Source organism: Enterobacter cloacae complex sp. FDA-CDC-AR_0164 (assembly GCF_003071645.1).
In the GTDB taxonomy this organism is placed as follows: Bacteria; Pseudomonadota; Gammaproteobacteria; order Enterobacterales; family Enterobacteriaceae; genus Enterobacter; species Enterobacter ludwigii.
In genome coordinates this window covers 4,497,475-4,514,329 of the sequence record NZ_CP028950.1, presented here as the reverse complement: position 1 = coordinate 4,514,329, position 16,855 = coordinate 4,497,475, and the positions used below count along the sequence as shown (strand labels likewise).

Genomic DNA, 16,855 nt, shown 5'->3' with positions numbered 1-16,855 from the left:
AACAGAGAGGCGTATTATGGACAGTGAAATAACTCAGCGTTTAATTCCTGCATTCGGCGGCGACGATAATATCGAACATGTTGAAGCCTGTATTACCCGTCTGCGCGTCACGGTAAAAGATTTAAATAAGGTGGATACGCAGGCGTTACAACAGGCGGGGGCGCTGGGCGTGATTATTATCGGCCAGCAGGTGCATGCGATATTTGGCCGGCAGTCTGATACCTTGCGGCAATTATTAGATGCGCATTTTAGTCATTAATAATAAAAAAGGGATAGCCAAAATAATGGCTATCCCAAACGAGGAGAATAGACTGCCAGTTGTTGGAGATACAATAACGATTAACGCATATCAGGAAATAAACATTACCACCAGGCTTCCACCTGCACGCCAAAATTCCAGGTATTATTTGCGGTGCCGTCTTCGAAGGATTGTCCTTTCTCGGAGTCATTCAGGTAAGAGGCGAAGACGCGCAGTTCCGGACGCGACATAAAATCAGGCCCATCCGCCAGTCCGAGTGCGAGGGTGTACTTCTCTCCGCTCTGCTTGTAGCTGGAGCCATCGGTGTAGGTATCTTTCTGGTAGAAACCGCCCACTTCACCAATCAGACGCACGTATTCGGTGAACTGGTACTGTGCGCGACCCACCAGAGAGACAAGGCGCGATTTATCGGTGAATTGCGTGGTGTCATCCGCCGAGCCCCAGGTCAGCACGTGGTTGAAGGAGAGCTTGTCCGTAATCGGAATTAAGCCGGTGTTAATCACACGGTAGCCGCTGGCGTCGTTCACGTAGTTCCACATGTCATACCAGCCGCCGCCCTGGGACACCATGTTCTGCGCCAGGCCTTTGTTCGCATACTGCAGCACCAGCTTGTTGTAGCCGCCTAACATGTCCTGGCTGATCTCACCGGTGACCATGACGCCGTTATCGGCCTCATACAGCCCACCGTACTCTTTCTGCTTATTGGTGGGGTTTGGCATGGCGTAATCAATGCCCACTTCAGTCCATGCACCCGCCCACGGCTTCCAGCCCGCATAGCGAAGGTCGATGTAGTTGATATTAACGTCGCTATCGCCGTCCACGCGGTAGTCCACGTCGTTGGCATCGCCACGGATCCAGGCCACGGACACCGCACCCGGTCCGAGCGTGTAGTTTTCGATACCGGCACCCGCGCCTGAGATGTTCCAGTATTTGGTGTCAATGATGTGCAGGTCATGGCGCTGGTAGTAGCGCTTACCGCCCCAGATCACCGCGTTCGGATCGCCGGGGATCAGCCCCTTGATCTGCAGATTCAGCTGACGCAACCCGAACTGCGCATCGTCGCCGAAGGTGGTTTCATTGTCGTTAGAGCCGTCAGAGACCATGCTCACCATGCTGTCGAGGTAGAAGCTGACATCGTTCTTTTTGTACACCTCTGAGCCCAGCTCCAGCTCGCCGTAGGTATCGGCCTCGTTACCCAGACGGCCAATTTTATTTTTTTGCCACTCCTCCATCCCACCATCCCGTGAGACGCCCACACCGGAGCGAAGATACCCATGAAAATCAATTGGTACTGAAGACGCTGCAAACAGCGAAGGAGACGCTAACGCGGCAGCCAACGCAACAGATACAGAGCGGATCGTCGTGTTCATTGTTACCCTCTTATTGTTTTGTAATACGTTCACAAATCCGCTGTCATAAAATGCCTAAACCTTTTTTCTGGCAATTGCGTGATCGTTAATCTGTGATTAAGTGCAAATAAAATAGCCAATTTTGTTACGATTGATGAGGTGTGACCAGAAATGTAGTATTGTGAACGTAATACTTTTTGATGGTGTTATGGCAGCCAGACGTGCCCAGTGGGCGTTTTTTTATATCGCCCCTGATACAATCAGCGCATAACAACATAAGGAACCGGACCATGAAGTCGAAAAGCGCAACGTTAGAGGACGTCGCACGCCATGCGGGCGTCTCCTATCAGACCGTGTCCAGGGTACTGAATAAATCTGCCAATGTATCCGAAGCCACGCGTCACAAGGTGGAGAAATCCATAGAGTTATTGCGGTATGTCCCGAACCGCCTGGCGCAGCAGCTGGTCGGAAAGCAGACCCAGACCGTCGGACTGGTGACGATTTCGCTGGCTTTGCATGCGCCGTCACAGGTCGCAGCGGCGGTAAAACGCTATGCAAATGTGGAAGGGTATCAGGTGTTGATCTCCATGATTGATGAGAACGTCAACCACAGCATCCAGGATTCGATCAATGAACTGAAATCTCAGCTCGTCAGTAAGGTGATCATCAACGTCCCGCTGGAAGCAGAGCAGGCGCAGAAAATCGCGACGGACAACGACGATATCGTCTGTCTGTTCCTCGACGTTGACCCTTACAGTTCCGTGTTTAACGTTTCGTTTAACCCGGCAGATGGAACCCGTGCCAGCGTCAAATATCTTTACGAACTGGGGCACCGGGAAATCGCGTTGCTGGCGGGGCCAGCGTCTTCTGTCTCGGCGCAGCTCAGGCTGAAAAGCTGGATTGAAACCCTGAAAGGTTACGGTCTGGAGCCGGCCTCGGTGATCCGCGGGAACTGGGATGCGCAGAGCGGTTACGCGGGTGCATTGCAGATGCTGCGCGAGACGCCGCAATTTTCTGCCGTGCTGGTGGCCAACGACCAGATGGCGCTGGGGGTATTAAGTGCTTTCCATCAGCATCAGATTTCCATTCCGGGTGAAAAATCGGTGATTGGCTACGATGACACCTACGAAAGCTCATTCTTCTATCCGGCATTGACCACGGTATCGCTGGACCTGGATCTGCAGGGGAAAGAGGCGGTGCGCCGCATTCTTGACAGTGGCGAAGACAATGCCGTGCGCATGTCATCCATTTTGCCTGCCCGGCTGGTGGTGCGGCAGTCGACCGGGCCGAAAGGTGAGAAGGGCAAAAACCTGCAGGCGCTGGCGCAACAGCTTCGTGATATCGCACATCAGCTTGGCGATATGTAAAACGGTGAGCACCTCAACCCGGTGGGTGAGGTGCTGCACTCTTATTCCAGCCCCAGCGTGTACTGCGCAATCTTGAAGTAGATAATCAGACCGGTTCCGTCGATAAGCGTCGCGATAAAGGGCGCGGAAACGACGGCCGGGTCAATGCCGCAGCGCTTCAGTACCATCGGAATAACTGACGAGACAATCGCACTCCACAGCGTAATGCAGACCAGCGTCAGGCTGACGATAAGGGTAATTTCCAGCCCGATACCCATCATCCAGGCGCGAACACACCCGGCAAGACCAAGCGTGGCGGCAATCATCAGCGAGGTGGTCATCTCCTTTCGTAACACGCGGCCAACGTCGCGCAGGCGCACTTCACCCAGCGCCATTGCACGCACCAGCGTGGAGGTGATCTGCGTCCCGCTGTTCCCACCGGTCCCTATCAGCAGCGGAATAAAAAAGGCCAGGGCAATGGCGGATTCCAGCGCCTCTTCGAAGTGCTGAATAACCGAGCTGGTATAGGCTTCAGCGACAAACAACAGCAGCAGCCAGACGGAGCGTTTTTTCCACAGGCTGAAGGGGCTGGTTTCCAGATACGGCTTTTCCAGCGGCAGCGTTGCTCCCTGGAGCTGGGCATCTTCGGTGACATCATCTTCCAGCAGATGGGCGATTTCGCGTTCGGTCAGGCAGCCGACCACTTTACCGTGCGTGACCACCGGCACGACATCCGCCTCGCCATGGGCCAGCAGCCCGGCGACATCGGCACGCTCGTCTTCCGGTTTGACCTGCAGAAACTGAGAAATCATCAGCGTTTTCACCGGCTGTACCGTATCGGCGGTCTGCAGCAGTTTGCGCACCGCAACCATGCCCGCCAGCCGACCGTTATCTTCGAGGAAAATATGCGATGGAATATCATCGTCTTTTAATTTTTCGAAAAATTGCTCGCGTGCCAGCGCCACGCATAATGAAATATCGAGGACGATAAAATCGGTATTCATATATTGCGCGATTGCGCTGTCATTGAATGCCAGGTTTTGATTGTGAATAGCGTAAGACATAGTGAATTCCCTTTGAATAATAAAATCTCTCAGGGGCGAGCAAGACAGGGCATGTCGAAGAGGAGATCCCCACGTCCTGGGTTCAGCACTGTACACCGTATCCCGTAAGGGAAGTTATACTGACAAAGCCTTGATTCGACAGTGCCTGTTTTACCCTGTGCCGGTTCTCTCGAACCCACCAGAGCGATAACGTGTATTTGTACAGGAGCCTCGCCATAACGAGATCGTTGTAAAACGAGAGGGATAATACGCCACTTTAAAAATCGCGCTGTGGAATTTAAAAGACGTTTAAGAAACGTTTAGAACAATAATTTAATCCCGCGTATTAATGACATCGATTATTCATCAATGACGGAGGTTATTGCTCAAGAGAGTATAATTCCACACCTCTGTGTTTCTAAATGGCGCTGACATTTTCGCGTGTCGTTAATGCCTTCCTGCTGGAGGTCTGAGCGGTTGATACCCCATTTAAGGTTGTTCGTTTCTAATGGTCAGCATCACGAACGCTGCGGGGTGGAATATGACGTGGTTTGACAATCTGCTGAATCATTTTGCGCTCTATCCGACGCATCTGTTCGCGCTGCTTTTCATCATCGCGCTGAGCAAGTCTACGGTACTGGTTTCCTCCGTGCTTCCGCCGGCCTCGGTGATGCTGCTGGCAGGGATCACCGTCAGCCAGACCAGCCTGCATCCGGGACTGACGTGGCTGGCTGTCGCGGCGGGTGCCGCAACAGGGTCGGTATTGAATTATCATATCGGCCAGTTGATGGGCCACACGCGGCTGGTCACGCGCTTCACCTCCCGGCACGCCGAGAAATTTTTGCGGGTACAACATCAGCTGCAGAAAAACGGCGTGCTGGTGCTCTTTACCGCGCGTTTCCTGGCGGTGCTGCGCTATATCGTCCCGCTGGCAGCGGGCATGCTCAGACTGAACGCGGCGAAGGTGTACGCGGTAAGCCTGATTTCAGCCGTCGTATGGGCGGCGCTGTATGTCGGCATCGTCACCGGCATCAGCGCCTTTTGACCTACAGGTTTCCCATTCCGCCGTCGACCAGCAGTTCCGTTCCCACCATATAGCGCGATTCGTCAGAGGCAAGATAGAGCGCGGCTTTCGCCAGCTCCGTCGGCGTGCCCATTCTGCCCAGCGGCACAAGTTTGGTGATATCCCCCAGCATCGCCTTGAGCGCTTCCTCGCTTAACCCCGTTTTATTAAATGCCGGTGTTTCTACCGGACCCGGGCTCAGGCCGTTGACGCGAATACCGCGCGGCAACAGCTCCCCTGACAGCGTGCGTGCCAGCGACAGTAATCCCGCCTTGCTGGCGGCATAAACGCTGCTGGCAGGCAGCCCGATGCGGGCGCTCACGGACCCGCACAGGATCACAGAGGAGGGATTATTGAGCAGCGGCAGCAGGGCCTGAATCAAAAAGAACGGTCCTTTAAGGTTGATGCCCATCAGGCGATCCCAGGCGTCTTCCTGCCACTCTTCAAGCAGCCCGTGCGTCACATCGCCGGCGTTAATAAACACGGCATCAAGACGTGGCCAGCGAGAGGAGAGTGTGTCCGCCAGCGCTTTTTGCGCGGCGATGTCACCCGCATCGGTCGGAATAACCCAGGCATTATCGCCCAGAATGCGTTGTGCTTCGGCAAGGGTATCCGGGTTACGTCCGGTGACAGCAACGTGCGCCCCTTCGGCAATAAATTCCTGCGCGGTAGCGAGACCAATACCGGAAGTGCCGCCGGTAATCAGCGTATATTTACCTGCTAAACGACCCATGTGCTTCTCCTGAAATGACTCTGGAGAAAGCACTATAGAAACGTTAGTATCGAAAGGAAACCAGGTACCATTTGGATACTAATGAGGCAAGAGGTGTGCTATGGCGGAATCACTCACTATACCCTGTGAAAAAAAATCTGAGGTTTATCTTTGCCCGATGACGCAGTTTGTAAACCTGATTTCCGGTAAGTGGGCCATCCCGGTGCTCTATCGCCTGATTATGCTCAATGCACCGGTCCGGTTTGGCGATCTGCTGCGCGCCGCCGCCCCCATCACGCAAAAAGAGCTCACGAAGCAGTTGCGCCTGTTTGAGCAGCGCGGGCTGGTGTCGCGCACTATCTACCCGGAGATCCCACCGCGGGTGGAGTACCAGATAACCGCGCTGGGATTAACCCTGCAGAGCGCGCTCTCCCCGCTGGCCGACTGGATGAGCGAATACGGCGATCGCCTTGAAAAGTAATCCTCAGTTTGCGAAACGCTTCCCGGAAAATTGTCACGAATCTGTCACACTCACTGCGACATTTTAAAACGAGTGAGGAATTAGGGATGAGAAAAGCACTACTCGCGCTGGCAATCGCCGGTTCCATTGCAGTGACATCTGGCGTGCAGGCGCAAGAGACGCCGGAAGGGTATCAGCTGGAACAAGTTTTAATCATGAGTCGCCATAATTTGCGCGCGCCGCTCGCCAATAATGGCAGCGTGCTCGAGCAATCCACACCGAAGCAGTGGCCAGAATGGGAGGTGCCAGGCGGCCAGCTCACCACCAAAGGTGGCGTGCTTGAAGTCTATATGGGCCACTATATGCGTGAGTGGCTGGCACAGCAGGGGATGGTGAAAACCGGCGAGTGCCCGGCCGCGGATAGCGTATATGCCTATGCCAACAGCCTGCAGCGCACTGTCGCCACCGCGCAGTTCTTTATCACCGGCGCCTTCCCGGGGTGCGATGTGCCTGTGCATCATCAGGAAAAAATGGGCACCATGGATCCGACCTTTAACCCGGTGATTACGGATAACTCACCTGCATTCCGTGAAAAAGCGCTGAAGGCGATGGAGACTGAGCGGCAGAAAATGCAGCTTGGCGAGAGCTACAAGCTGCTGGAGCAGATGACGAATTACGCCGATTCACCGTCCTGTAAAGAGAAGAACGTGTGCTCGCTGGCAGAGGCGAAAGATACCTTCAGCGCCGACTATGAAAAAGAACCTGGCGTATCGGGGCCGTTAAAAGTCGGTAACTCGCTGGTGGATGCCTTCACGCTGCAGTATTACGAAGGCTTCCCGGCAGACAAGGTTGCCTGGGGTGAAATTAAAACCGATCAACAGTGGCGCGTGTTGTCGCAGCTGAAAAATGGCTATCAGGACTCGCTGTTTACCTCCACCGAGGTGGCGCAAAACGTGGCCAAACCGCTGGTGAAGTATATCGACCAGGCCCTCGTCACCGGGCAGGCGAAAGCGCCGAAAATCACCCTGCTGGTGGGGCATGATTCCAATATCGCGTCGCTGCTTACGGCGCTGGATTTCAAACCGTACCAGCTGCATGACCAGCACGAGCGGACGCCAATTGGCGGGAAAATTGTTTTCCAGCGCTGGCATGATAAAAACGCCAACCAGGAGCTCATGAAGATTGAGTATGTCTATCAGAGCGCCGACCAGTTGCGTAACGCCAGCGTACTGTCACTGGATGCGCCGGCACAGCGTGTGACGCTGGAACTGAAAGGGTGTCCGGTTGATGCGAACGGTTTTTGCCCAATCGATAAATTCAATGCGGTGATGAATAACGCGGCGAAATAGGTAAAACCCCCCGCTCAGGCGGGGGGAAACGTTCAGACGTTTTTACGTTCGATGGTTTGCTCACCCCAGAAGAGCGCGTCTTTGTCCGTTTTCCCGAAGGCACGTTCCAGCACTTCATCGCTGCCTTCTTCCCAAATCTGCTCTGCCAGCTTCTCGTCATAGTTCGCGACTTCAAAAATGGCTTCGGCGATCTCCGGAGAGGTGTTGCGTAAACTTGCCCATTCACCCACGCGGTGGGCTTTGGATTCTTGAGTTGGCATACTTGTCCTCCTGTTGAGTTAGCCGTTCAGTTTTTTGGCGAGGCCTGCGACATACTCACCCTGATAGCGGGCGATAGTGAGCTCTTCGTTGCTCGGCTGTCGGGAGCCATCGCCACCGGCAATGGTGGTGGCGCCGTACGGTGTCCCGCCACGAACCTGGGAAATATCAAACAGTTCCTGCGCGCCGTAGCCAATCGGCACAATCACCATCCCATGATGAGCAAGGGTAGTCCAGGTTGACGTAATCGTCTGCTCCTGACCGCCGCCGGTCCCGGTGGAGCTGAAGACGCTGGCGAGTTTGCCGTATAACGCTCCGGATGCCCAAAGTCCTCCGGTTTGATCGAGGAAGGTCCGCATCTGGCCTGACATATTGCCAAATCGGGTAGGGGTGCCGAAAATAATGGCATCGTAATCAGCCAGTTCCTGCGGGGTGGCAACCGGGGCATTTTGTGTTTTCCCCCCGGCTTTGGCGAACGCCTCAGCCTGCATCGTTTCCGGTACGCGTTTCACCACAACTTCTACGCCGTCCACTCTGTTTGCACCTTCTGCTACCGCGTGAGCCATGGTTTCAATGTGTCCATACATGGAATAATAGAGCACCAGAACTTTTGCCATTTTGCATCACTCCTCGTTTGTGTTTTCTGACAGCGGATCGCTGCGTTCATTTAAAGATAAGTCATCACAGCCAGACTGCAAAAATGAACGGCATTTCTTTGATTTATAACAATATGGATACAAAAGCGCTTTGTAGCAAAATGAAACAACTTTCCCGCTGCGGATTTTTAAAATGATAAGAAAGGCTTATAAATGGCCGTCGCGTAATCTCACCCGAATGGCTGAGATCATGTTGCAGAATATTACCTCTGACTTGCCGGATAGCCGCATTCCACTAAGCTTAATTTCACGCGGCACAGATAAAGGCACTTTCCTTCAGCCGCGCGGTGAAAGAATCCTCTTTTACTGAATGCAATATGATGTCTAATGTTTCACACTCTGGAGGTTAGAGATGGCAAACCATCGTGGTGGTTCAGGTAATTTCGCTGAAGACCGTGAAAGAGCATCAGAAGCAGGTCGTAAAGGTGGCCAGTCTAGCGGGGGGAATTTCAAAAATGACCCTCAGCGCGCATCAGAAGCTGGCAAAAAAGGGGGCAAAAACAGTCATGGCAGCAATAAGTAATACGCCGGGCTGATACCCTGCCGCCGGGATCTCCCGGCGGTTTTTTATTTCTGCAACATTGAACTGTAACCAAAGGCATCGCACACTAGAGGATTGATGCTTATTTGCTGGTGCCGCATGTCTCTCTCCCGTTTCACATTCTCCGTCAAACCTCAGGAAGCCCTTCTCATTCTGATCACCATGTTCTGGGGCGGAACCTTTCTTGCCGTCCAGTACGCGGTCACGCTGAGCGGTCCGTTCTTTTTTGTCGGCCTGCGCTTTGCGACGGCGGCGATTGCCGTGGGATTACTCTCGCTTAAAACCTTGCGCGGGCTGACGCTTAAAGAACTGAAGGCCGGGGTGGCCATTGGGGTTGCGATTGCCATGGGCTACAGCCTGCAGACGTGGGGATTACAGACCATCACCAGCAGCAAATCGGCGTTTATCACCGCCATGTATGTGCCGCTGGTGCCGTTACTGCAATGGCTCTGTCTGGGGAGAATACCGGGTCTGATGTCCTGCACGGGGATCGTGCTGGCGTTTATTGGCCTTATCTTGCTTGCCGGGCCGGAAAACAATCTGCTGGCGCTGGGGCCGGGCGAAATCATTACGCTGGTGGGCGCTATCGCGATTGCCGCGGAAATTATTCTGATCAGCGCCTGGGCTGGCAAAGTGGACGTCAAGCGCGTCACCGTGGTTCAGCTGGCGACCGCGTCGCTGGTGGCTTTTGCCACCATGGTGCCGGCAGGGGAGTCTGTTCCGCCGATGTCCACCGGGCTGGTTGTAGTGGCGCTGGGGCTGGGCATCTTTAGCGCCATTATCCAGGTCACCATGAACTGGGCGCAGCGCAGCGTTTCCCCGACGCGTGCGACGGTTATCTATACCGGTGAACCGGTATGGGCGGGCATTTTCGGGCGTATCGCGGGAGAGCGTTTACCGCTGCTGGCGCTGGTGGGTGCGGCGTTTATTGTCGCCGGCGTGCTGGTGAGTGAGCTGAAGCTGAAACGGAAGAAAAAAGCGCTGCCAGAGCGTGACAGCGCTGCGATAAATCAAGAGTCCTGATGTACCACGTCGCCCTGCGGTGCGGCCGCTTCCCGGCGGCTCAGCAGGGCGTTAAGCAGGATTGCGCCAAAGGTTGCGGTGCCAATCCCACCAAGGGTGAAGCCGCCCAGCGTCAGGGCAAAATCTCCCGCCCCCAGCACTAGCGTGACCGCCACCATAATCAGGTTGCTGTTCTGGCTCAGATCGACACGATGCTGCACCCAGATGCGTGCCCCGGCAACGGCAATCAGACCAAATACCACAATCGATGCCCCACCAATCACCGGCGCGGGAATGGTGTGGATCAGCGCGCCGAATTTCGGTGAGAAGCCGAGGAGCATCGCCATCACCGCTGCCGCCACGAAGACCAGGGTGGAGTAAACTTTGGTCACTGCCATCACACCAATATTTTCAGCGTAGGTCGTTACGCCGCTGCCGCCGACCGAGCCGGAGAGCATGGTAGCCAGACCGTCGCCGACAAAGGCGCGGCCCATGTAAGGGTCCATGCTGCGCCCGGTCATACCCGCAACGGCTTTCAGATGGCCTAAGTTTTCTGCCACCAGGATCACCGCAACCGGCGCAATTAACATCATCGCCTGCGTGTTAAAGACCGGAGACGTCACCTGCGGCAGGCCGAACCAGGCGGCGTTATGCAGCAGCGTAAAATCAACCGGCTTGCCCAGACCGAAGACGTTTGCCAGCAGGGCGTACACCAGACAGGCAACGATTAACCCCACCAGGATCAACAGTCGCTGGATCATCCCCCGCGTAAACACCGCCACCAGGCCAATGCAGAGTACCGTGATCACCGCCATCCAGCTTTCAAAGGGCGAACCGGAAACACTTCTGACGGCTATTGGCGCAAGGTTCAGACCAATTGCCATTACCACTGCCCCGGTGACGACGGGAGGCATCATCCGCTCTATCCAGCGCGTCCCGACCTTCATGACCACCAGGCCAATCAGCGTGTAGACCAGCCCGCAGGCGATAATGCCGCCGAGCGCGACGCTCAGATTCGGGTTGATGCCCTGACCGTTAAAGCCGGTGGTGGCGATGACCACGCCGACAAACGCAGCGCTGGAACCAAGATAGCTGGGCACGCGCCCGCCGGTGATGAAAAAGAACAGCAGGGTACCGATACCCGACATCAGAATGGACAGATTGGGATCAAGCCCCATCAGCATGGGCATCAGCACCGTTGCGCCGAACATCGCAACCGCGTGCTGAACCCCCATCACTAAGGTTGGCCCGAGCGGGAGCCTTTCATCCGGCGCGACCACGCCAGGTTCCGTAGAGGTCGATTTCAACTGCCAGTGGGGAAAACCGAACATTGCCATGAGCTGACTCCTTAAGGAGGGTTAACAGGCGGGTCGCATAAGCGCGTGATAGCCGCGGTCAAACCACACCAGCCCTTGCGGCGCGGGGTGGCGAATAATCGAAACGATGTCGCAAAACAGGATGTCGTGCGTGCCCACGCTCACCACCTGGCTGATACGGCAGTCAAACGAGGCCAGCGCCTCCTCCAGACGCGGGCAACCCGTTTCGCCGGTCTCCCAGCGCGCGGCGGCGAAGCGCTCGTCCATCGGGGTTTTCCCCCCAAACAGGTTTGATAGCGGCTCTTGTCCGGCGCTCAGGGTATTGACGCACAGGGTGCGGTTTTCACTGAAGGTCGGCCAGACGGATGCGCCACGGTTCAGGCATACCAGCAGCGTGGGTGGTGAATCCGTTACGCTGCACACCGCGCTGGCGGTGAAGCCCGCCATCCCGGCAGGACCGTCGGTGGTGATGATATTGACCGCCGCACCGACGCAGGCCATGGCATCACGGAAGGTTTGTTTATCGGGTGTCATCATGATGGCTCCTTATGCCAGTGCGCATGCGTCTTCAAAGGCCAGACGCGGCAAACGGCCGTAGAGTTTGCTGGTATCGCCATAGCCAATATTGATAAGCAGATTACTTTTCAGCGACGTGCCGGTGAAAAACGCGTCGTCGACTTTTTGGCGATCAAAGCCTGACATCGGGCCCGTATCGAGCCCCAGCGCCCGACAGGCGAAAATCAGGTAAGCCGCCTGCATCGCGCTGTTGCGAAAGGCTGTCTCTTCGGCAAGCGCCGGGCTTGAGGTAAACCAGCTCCGCGCATCCCCGTGGGGGAACAGGGCGGGAAGGCGTTCATAAAATTCACTATCCCAGGCGACAATCGCCGTAACCGGGGCTGTGAGGGTTTTCTCCAGGTTGCCGCTGGAAAGCGCCGGGCGCAGTTTTTCTTTTCCCTCTGCGCTTCGTACAAACACAATCCGCGCTGGCGAGCAGTTGGCGGACGTGGGACCCCATTTCATCAGGTCGTAGATCTCGCGCAGCGTCTCGTCGCTGACGGGGATCGCCTGCCAGCCGTTATGGGTGCGTGCGCCGGTAAACAGTGATGCCAGCGCGCCAGGGGTAATCGCTTCGCTCATCAGGGCTCCTTATAAAGCGGGTTCAGGGCTGTGCAGCAGGCTGGCAAGCCCGTTCAGCAGCAGCGTATTAAAGGTTTCTGGCTCGGTGACGTTGCAGGCGTGCCCGCCCTGACGCATCACCACCTTGTGGCTGCCGGGGATGGCCGCCTGTAGCTCAGTGGAACAGACCGCAGGGATGAGCAGATCGTCGGCGGAGCAGATGAGGTGTACCGGGCAGTGAATGCGTGAGGCGTGGCGACTGAAGTCCGCTTTCTTCAGGGCATTCAGCCTGTGCAGCAGGTTGTTTTTGCCCTGGAAGTGGGCCAGTGCCAGAGCCTCTTCGGCCTCCAGACGCGGCGCGCGGGCGGCCATCCAGTCGGCCGGGTAAAGAAACAGCGGCTGTGCCTCTACCCACGCCTGTGCGCCGCCTGCATGAAGCAGGCGTTCGCGGATCTGGAAACAGCGTCGGGTATGAGCATTCAGAGTGAGCCAGCCGTTCACGCACACCAGCGCGCTGAGGGCATCGGGGTGGTCGAGCGCCAGCTGCAGGCCGATCAGCGCCCCCAGCGCATGACCCACGACGCAGTAACGAACGATCCCGGCGGCATTCAGCGCCCGGGCCAGCTCGTCGGCCATCATCGCCAGGCTGTAGGCTTCCGGCAGCACGTCGGGATTATTGCCCGTCCCGCGCTGGTCGTAGCACACCACCTGGTACTCTTGCTCCAGGACGGCAAGCTGCGGTAGCCAGTAGCTGCCGCCCCCGCCAAGTCCGGTAATCAGGACAACCGTGGGCGCGCCGTCGTAAGGGGGAGGTGAGACAGAGAGCTTCATGGCCGCCTCACTTTGCGATGTGTGCAACGGTCGCGATTTCAACCAGCGCATCTGGCTTCACCAGCCCACACTGAATGCAGAACCGGGCCGGTTTATCACCGGGAAAGAACTCGGCGTAAATGTCGTTAATCGCGGCGTAGTTTTTCCAGTCGGTGATAAAGATACTGTTGAACGTCACATCCTCCATTGTGCCACCCGCTGTTTCGATCACTTTTTTGATCGTCTCCAGCACGTGGCGGGTTTGCGCCTTTGGGTCGTTGGGGTAGACCACGTTATTGTGCTGATCAAACGGCAGCGTGCCGGATACATACACCACACCATCGGCCAGCGTGCCGGGCACGAACGGGGCAATCGGGGTACTGGTTCCTGACGGAATAATCACGGATTTCGGCATGGTCTTGTTCCTCAGGCAATACGGGCTAACGGTGGATTCAGGGCGTCGCAAAAATCCGCGACGTTACTGACCCAGCCAAAAAAGGTTTCGATGTTGAACAGGGCCGCTTGCTGCGCAAACGCCGGCCCGGCCTGATGGGTGGCGTCTTCCAGCACCACGCCAAAATATTCCAGGAAGAAGCCGTCGCGCAGGGTGGATTCCACGCAGACGTTGGTAGCGATGCCGGTAAAGACCAGATGACGGATCCCCCGGCTGCGCAGCAGGCTGTCGAGCGGGGTGTTGAAAAAGCCGCTGTAGCGCGGTTTGGGCAGCACGATATCGCCTGCCTCTGGCACCAGCTCATCCACCAGCTGGTAATCCCAGCTGCCTTTCGCCAGCAGTGTGCCCTGCAGTTCGGGCCGTTTGCGCATGGTTTTCAGGGCGTTCGATTTATGGAAATTGGGAGAGCCCGGGCCACCGGCCTCCACATATTGATCGTCCCAGCCGTTCTGGAACCAGACGATCAGCATGCCTGCCGCGCGGGCTGCGTTGACGGCAGTTTTAATGTTTTCAATCACCGGTCGGGTGGCGGAGACGTCAAATCCCGCCAGATCCAGATAGCCGCCCTGGCTGGCATAGGCGTTTTGCATATCCACCACAATCAGGGCGCTTTGGTGCGGCGCAAAGGTGATAGCTTCCGGACGTGCTGCAAGCGTGGTCATTACGCGACCTCCTTTGTGATGGCAGGAATGTGGGCGCGGCACTGCATCAGCGGCTGAATGCGCTCGCCGAATGTTTCCACACCGGTCAGGAACTCATCGAAGGTCAGCAGCACGCCTTCCGCACCGGGCACGGCGGCCACTTCATCGAGCATTCTGGCGACGCTGGCATAGGAACCGACCAGCGTGCCCATGTTGATGTTGACCGCTGAGGTCGGGTCGGCCATCTGACGGACGTTGGTGTCCGAGCCGGAACGGGTATCTTTCTGGCTCTGTTCGGTGAGCCAGCTCAGCGCTTCGTCGTCTGCGCCCGCCTTATACCGTTCCCATTTCGCGCGGGCGGCGTCGTCGGTTTCGTCGGCAATGACCATAAACAGGACATAGGAACCCACATCGCGACCGGTTTTGTCCGCGGCCTCTTTCATGCGTGCCGCGGTCGGGGCGAAGGCGGCTGGGGTATTCACGCCTTTGCCAAAGCAGAAGTTGAAGTCGGCGTATTTAGCGGAGAATTCCATTCCTGCGTCGCTCTGCCCGGCGCAGATCACTTTCATCGGGGCGGAAGGCTGCGGGCTGACGCGGCAGTCGTTCATGGTGAAGTAGTCACCTTTGAAGTCGCTTTTGCCGGTGCCCCAGAGATCGCGCAGCACCTGCACATACTCGGTCAGGTAGTCGTAGCGGCGGGAGAAATACTCGTCGCCCGGCCAGATCCCCATCTGCTCATATTCAGGTTTTTGCCAGCCCGTAACCAGGTTAACGCCAAAGCGACCACCGGAGATGGAGTCGATGGTGGAGGCCATTCTGGCAACAATCGCCGGCGGCAGGGTGAGGGTGGCGGCCGTCGCGTAGATCTGAATGCGCGAGGTGACGGCTGCCAGCCCGGCCATCAGGGTGAAGGACTCCAGGTTGTGATCCCAGAATTCGGTTTTGCCGCCGAAACCCCGCAGCTTGATCATCGAAAGCGCAAAATCGAAATGGTAGTGCTCCGCCTTTTGCACAATGGCCTTATTCAGCTCAAAAGTAGGCATGTATTGCGGGGCGGTGGTCGAGATTAGCCAGCCGTTGTTGCCGATAGGTACAAATACGCCAATTTTCATCACGAACCTCTCTTTACGACGTTGCAGGTAAAAAGGGTTTTGCAAAGGCAATGCCAGTTTTGAAAATGGCTTTGTTATTAATGTGTTAATCAATGGTTGGTTAATTGAGGTATGCAAATGTGGACTAAATGGTCAAAAACATTGCACAGAAAACAGGCATTCATGCGCGATCGGAGTGCAGAGTGTCGTGGTCGGTGAGGGGTTTTGCTATGCTGATGGCAACGCAAAATATGGAGAGCGGGAATGACACAAGGTGCAGTGAAAACACCCGGTAAACGTTCGCAGGCGGTCAGTGCGAAGAAGCAGGCCATCCTGAGTGCGGCGCTGGAGACCTTTTCGCAGTTTGGTATTCATGGCACGCGTCTTGAGCAGGTGGCGGAACAGGCCGGGGTGTCGAAAACGAATCTGCTCTACTACTACCCGTCGAAAGAGGCGCTTTACATTGCGGTGATGCAGCAGATCCTTGATATCTGGCTGGCGCCGCTCAAGGCGTTTCGCGAAGAGCTTGCCCCGCTGGTGGCAATCAGGGAGTACATTCGCCTGAAGCTGGAGGTGTCGCGTGATTATCCGCAGGCGTCACGGCTGTTCTGCCTGGAGATGCTGCAGGGCGCACCGCTGTTGCAGGCGGAACTGACCGGGGATTTAAAACAGCTGGTTGACGAGAAATCGGCCATTATTGCCGGATGGGTGGCGGGCGGGAAGCTGGCTCCAGTTGACCCACATCATCTGATCTTTATGATTTGGGCCTCCACTCAGCATTACGCTGACTTTGCGGCCCAGGTTGAAGCGGTAACCGGTAAGACGCTTCAGGATGAGGCGTTTTTCCACAGCACGCTGGAAAACGTTCAGCAGATGATCATTGAAGGGATCCGCGTGCGTTAGTTTCCCGGCGGAAGAGGGCAGCTTAAATCGCCCTCTTCACACTGCATCAGTGAGGCAAGAAACGCTTCACGCTCAACGGTTTTTTCGTTCAGGCACTGGCTGATGATCATCGGCTGGACGCTGCCTCCCTCAGTACCCGACCCGATAAAGTTGCAGTCGGCATCGCGCAGGGCAATCCACGCCTGCTGTGCCTTTTTCAGAAGCTCACGCTGTGGGGCTTCTGCGCGTTTGATGGCAGCCTGATACGTCTGATTCAGTTTTTTATCGGCTGCCTGGTACTGCTGCGCCGTACAGGTGTTCATTTCAAGCTGGGTGGTCGCATTTGCGCATTCTTCTGCCAGCGCGTTCGCGCTCAGCAGCAATGCAGCCCCCGCGATCAGATATCTTTTCATCATCCCCTCCATGTAAAAAAGCCGGATGCGCTGTGCTTATCCGGCCCTGGGTTATTTTGTCACCCCGGTAAGCGTAGTGCCACCGGGGATATTT

At 56.2% G+C, this 16,855-nt stretch carries 21 protein-coding genes and 1 riboswitch; of the genes, 8 read left to right on the top strand and 13 right to left on the bottom strand.

Annotated features, from left to right (window positions below; translation table 11 throughout):
* Positions 1–16 precede the first annotated feature (16 nt).
* Positions 17–259, top strand: a complete 243-nt coding sequence (locus tag AM410_RS22330; RefSeq protein ID WP_108648470.1) for a glucose PTS transporter subunit EIIB — start codon at positions 17–19, stop codon at positions 257–259.
* 104 nt (positions 260–363) lie between these two features.
* Here AM410_RS22330 and AM410_RS22325 read toward each other — a convergent pair whose 3' ends face one another.
* Positions 364–1,629 (bottom strand): maltoporin, encoded by a 1,266-nt coding sequence (locus AM410_RS22325; RefSeq protein WP_032681282.1) that lies wholly within the window; start codon positions 1,627–1,629, stop codon positions 364–366.
* Positions 1,630–1,898: 269 nt separating this feature from the next.
* Here AM410_RS22325 and AM410_RS22320 point away from each other — a divergent pair, with 269 nt between their 5' ends.
* Positions 1,899–2,975: a LacI family DNA-binding transcriptional regulator gene (locus tag AM410_RS22320; protein ID WP_032677847.1), complete on the top strand. Its 1,077-nt coding sequence runs from the start codon at positions 1,899–1,901 to the stop codon at positions 2,973–2,975.
* A 41-nt stretch (positions 2,976–3,016) separates the two neighbouring features.
* On the opposite strand, the gene AM410_RS22315 is transcribed toward AM410_RS22320, so the two are convergent.
* Positions 3,017–4,018, bottom strand: coding sequence for a magnesium transporter (locus AM410_RS22315; protein ID WP_020884727.1), 1,002 nt, complete (start codon positions 4,016–4,018; stop codon positions 3,017–3,019).
* Between the two features lie 60 nt (positions 4,019–4,078).
* A riboswitch (M-box (ykoK) riboswitch) is annotated at positions 4,079–4,248 on the bottom strand.
* 290 nt (positions 4,249–4,538) lie between these two features.
* Here AM410_RS22315 and AM410_RS22310 point away from each other — a divergent pair.
* Positions 4,539–5,042, top strand: a complete 504-nt coding sequence (locus AM410_RS22310) for a DedA family protein (RefSeq protein WP_063214624.1) — start codon at positions 4,539–4,541, stop codon at positions 5,040–5,042.
* A gap of 1 nt (position 5,043) precedes the next feature.
* Here the strand turns inward: AM410_RS22310 and AM410_RS22305 are convergent, their stop codons facing one another.
* Complete coding sequence (locus AM410_RS22305) at positions 5,044–5,793, bottom strand: SDR family oxidoreductase (protein WP_044857451.1); 750 nt, start codon at positions 5,791–5,793, stop codon at positions 5,044–5,046.
* A gap of 100 nt (positions 5,794–5,893) precedes the next feature.
* Between AM410_RS22305 and AM410_RS22300 the strand changes: the two genes are divergently transcribed.
* Together AM410_RS22300 and agp are read left to right on the top strand one after the other, a co-directional pair.
* A complete protein-coding gene (locus tag AM410_RS22300) occupies positions 5,894–6,253 on the top strand; it encodes a winged helix-turn-helix transcriptional regulator (RefSeq protein ID WP_020884724.1) in 360 nt (119 codons plus the stop codon).
* An 86-nt stretch (positions 6,254–6,339) separates the two neighbouring features.
* Positions 6,340–7,581: a bifunctional glucose-1-phosphatase/inositol phosphatase gene (gene agp, locus AM410_RS22295; protein WP_073395887.1), complete on the top strand. Its 1,242-nt coding sequence runs from the start codon at positions 6,340–6,342 to the stop codon at positions 7,579–7,581.
* Between the two features lie 32 nt (positions 7,582–7,613).
* Here agp and AM410_RS22290 read toward each other — a convergent pair whose 3' ends face one another.
* Together AM410_RS22290 and wrbA are read right to left on the bottom strand one after the other, a co-directional pair.
* Positions 7,614–7,841: a YccJ family protein gene (locus AM410_RS22290; RefSeq protein ID WP_014169490.1), complete on the bottom strand. Its 228-nt coding sequence runs from the start codon at positions 7,839–7,841 to the stop codon at positions 7,614–7,616.
* Between the two features lie 18 nt (positions 7,842–7,859).
* Positions 7,860–8,456: an NAD(P)H:quinone oxidoreductase gene (gene wrbA, locus AM410_RS22285; RefSeq protein WP_014169491.1), complete on the bottom strand. Its 597-nt coding sequence runs from the start codon at positions 8,454–8,456 to the stop codon at positions 7,860–7,862.
* Between the two features lie 391 nt (positions 8,457–8,847).
* Here wrbA and AM410_RS22280 point away from each other — a divergent pair, with 391 nt between their 5' ends.
* Positions 8,848–9,018: a general stress protein gene (locus AM410_RS22280; protein WP_001273664.1), complete on the top strand. Its 171-nt coding sequence runs from the start codon at positions 8,848–8,850 to the stop codon at positions 9,016–9,018.
* Between the two features lie 117 nt (positions 9,019–9,135).
* Positions 9,136–10,059 carry a DMT family transporter gene (locus tag AM410_RS22275; RefSeq protein WP_041162529.1) on the top strand — a complete coding sequence of 308 codons (924 nt, stop codon included), beginning with the start codon at positions 9,136–9,138 and terminating at the stop codon, positions 10,057–10,059.
* Here AM410_RS22275 and rutG read toward each other — a convergent pair.
* From rutG to rutA, 7 genes are read right to left on the bottom strand one after another with little or no spacing between them, the layout of a single operon-like run.
* Entirely contained in the window at positions 10,047–11,375 is a 1,329-nt protein-coding gene (gene rutG / locus AM410_RS22270; RefSeq protein WP_014169495.1) for a pyrimidine utilization transport protein G, read from the bottom strand. The two genes, AM410_RS22275 and rutG, sit on opposite strands and share 13 nt — an antisense overlap.
* A gap of 21 nt (positions 11,376–11,396) precedes the next feature.
* The gene (gene rutF / locus AM410_RS22265; protein WP_014169496.1) at positions 11,397–11,891 is read right to left on the bottom strand and encodes an NADH-dependent FMN reductase RutF; all 495 of its coding nucleotides are present in this window, start codon (positions 11,889–11,891) and stop codon (positions 11,397–11,399) included.
* 9 nt (positions 11,892–11,900) lie between these two features.
* Positions 11,901–12,491, bottom strand: a complete 591-nt coding sequence (locus tag AM410_RS22260; protein ID WP_025204485.1) for a malonic semialdehyde reductase — start codon at positions 12,489–12,491, stop codon at positions 11,901–11,903.
* 9 nt (positions 12,492–12,500) lie between these two features.
* Positions 12,501–13,301 carry a pyrimidine utilization protein D gene (gene rutD, locus AM410_RS22255; RefSeq protein WP_073395889.1) on the bottom strand — a complete coding sequence of 267 codons (801 nt, stop codon included), beginning with the start codon at positions 13,299–13,301 and terminating at the stop codon, positions 12,501–12,503.
* Between the two features lie 7 nt (positions 13,302–13,308).
* On the bottom strand, positions 13,309–13,695 hold the full coding sequence (gene rutC, locus AM410_RS22250; RefSeq protein ID WP_073395890.1) for a pyrimidine utilization protein C: 387 nt from the start codon (positions 13,693–13,695) through the stop codon (positions 13,309–13,311).
* Positions 13,696–13,706: 11 nt separating this feature from the next.
* Positions 13,707–14,396 (bottom strand): pyrimidine utilization protein B, encoded by a 690-nt coding sequence (gene rutB, locus AM410_RS22245; RefSeq protein ID WP_020884717.1) that lies wholly within the window; start codon positions 14,394–14,396, stop codon positions 13,707–13,709.
* A complete protein-coding gene (gene rutA, locus AM410_RS22240) occupies positions 14,396–15,487 on the bottom strand; it encodes a pyrimidine utilization protein A (protein ID WP_025204484.1) in 1,092 nt (363 codons plus the stop codon). Before rutA ends, rutB begins: the two co-directional genes overlap by 1 nt.
* A 243-nt stretch (positions 15,488–15,730) precedes the next feature.
* Here rutA and rutR point away from each other — a divergent pair, with 243 nt between their 5' ends.
* On the top strand, positions 15,731–16,369 hold the full coding sequence (rutR, locus tag AM410_RS22235) for an HTH-type transcriptional regulator RutR (RefSeq protein WP_014169502.1): 639 nt from the start codon (positions 15,731–15,733) through the stop codon (positions 16,367–16,369).
* Here rutR and AM410_RS22230 read toward each other — a convergent pair.
* Positions 16,366–16,761 (bottom strand): lysozyme inhibitor LprI family protein, encoded by a 396-nt coding sequence (locus AM410_RS22230; RefSeq protein WP_020884714.1) that lies wholly within the window; start codon positions 16,759–16,761, stop codon positions 16,366–16,368. The two genes, rutR and AM410_RS22230, sit on opposite strands and share 4 nt — an antisense overlap.
* Between the last annotated feature and the right edge of the window lie 94 nt (positions 16,762–16,855).